Annotated in this window: 1 protein-coding gene; it reads left to right on the forward strand. The window is 66.4% G+C overall.

Annotated elements, in window-relative coordinates:
- Positions 1–34 precede the first annotated feature (34 nt).
- On the forward strand, positions 35–1,219 hold the full coding sequence (locus tag ACH4ZX_RS40315; protein ID WP_398283916.1) for an IS701 family transposase: 1,185 nt from the start codon (positions 35–37) through the stop codon (positions 1,217–1,219).
- Positions 1,220–1,383 lie beyond the last annotated feature (164 nt).

A 1,383-nucleotide genomic window follows, 5' to 3' on the forward strand; every position in this document is an offset into this window, starting at 1 on the left:
GTGACTGATAGCCAGGTCGGTCGTTGGTGTGGTTATGGGTGGGGACCTTGCTGATGTCAGGCTGTGGGCGCGTGAACTGGACGCGGTGCACGAGCGGTTCGTGCATCGTTTCAGCAGGTCGGAGCCGCGGGAGTCGGCTCTGGCGTATATGCGGGGTCTGATCGCTCCGCTGCAGCGCAAGAACGGCTGGACCGTGGCCGAGCAGGCCGGTCATGAGGGTCCGGACCGGATCCAGCGGATGCTGAACCGGATCGACTGGGACGCCGACGAGGTCCTGGACGATGTGCGTGAGTACGTGGTGGAGAACCTCGGTGATTCCGGGGCGGTCCTGATCGTGGACGACACCGGTTTCCTGAAGAAGGGGACAGGGTCGGCCGGCGTTCAGCGGCAGTACTCCGGCACGGCCGGGCGGACGGAGAACTGCCAGGTCGGCGTGTTCCTTGGCTATGCAACCGACCGGGGCAGGACGTTGATCGACCGCCGTCTGTATCTGCCGACGTCCTGGACGGACGACCGGGAACGCTGCCGCCGGGCCGGCATCGGTGACGAGAGGGGCTTCGAGACGAAGGTGGCCATGGCCAGGGCGATGGTCCGCAAAGCCATCGCGGACCGGATCCCGTTTCGGTGGGTGACGGCGGATGCCGCCTACGGCTTCAGCAAGGGCTGGCGTTTCGAACTCGAGCAGGCGGACGTCTTCCACGTCATGGCCACCACCCGGCACGACACCGTGGTCACCCGCTGGGCGATGGACCATCCCGTTCGTGACCTGTTCACCGGCCTCGCCCGGCAGAAGTGGAAGCGCCGTTCCTGCGGAGCGGGCGCCCACGGCCTGCGGGTTTACGACTGGGCTCGCGTCGAGGTGCGGCCCTGGCACCGTGAGGACCGTCGGCACTGGGTGATCGCCCGTCGCAGCGTCAGCCGGCCCCAGGAGATCTCCTACTACATCGCCTACTGCCCCGCCGAGACCACCCTCGACGAGCTGATACGTGTCGCGGGCAGCCGATGGGCCATCGAGGAATGCTTCCAGAGCGCGAAGCAGGAATGCGGCCTGGATGACTACCAGGTCCGCCGCTACCCCGGCTGGCACCGGCACATGACCCTCGCCATGGCCGCCCACGCCTGCCTCACCATCCTGCGAGCCCGCGAGCTGGATACCGGGAAAGCAGAAACGGATCCTCCCAGCTCATCCACCTCAGCCTCGCCGAAATCAGGCGCCTGATCACCCGCCTCACCGACCGTCGGCCGGCCCCCATCGAGCACATCCTGCACTGGTCAACCTGGCGTCGACGACGCCAACACCAAGCCCGCATCAGTCACTACAAACGACGCGGACACAGTCTCCGACCTGGCCATCAGTCACACCAAGCACCGTTGCAGTACTAA

The organism is Streptomyces sp. NPDC020490 (genome assembly GCF_044335305.1).
Lineage (GTDB): Bacteria > Actinomycetota > Actinomycetes > Streptomycetales > Streptomycetaceae > Streptomyces.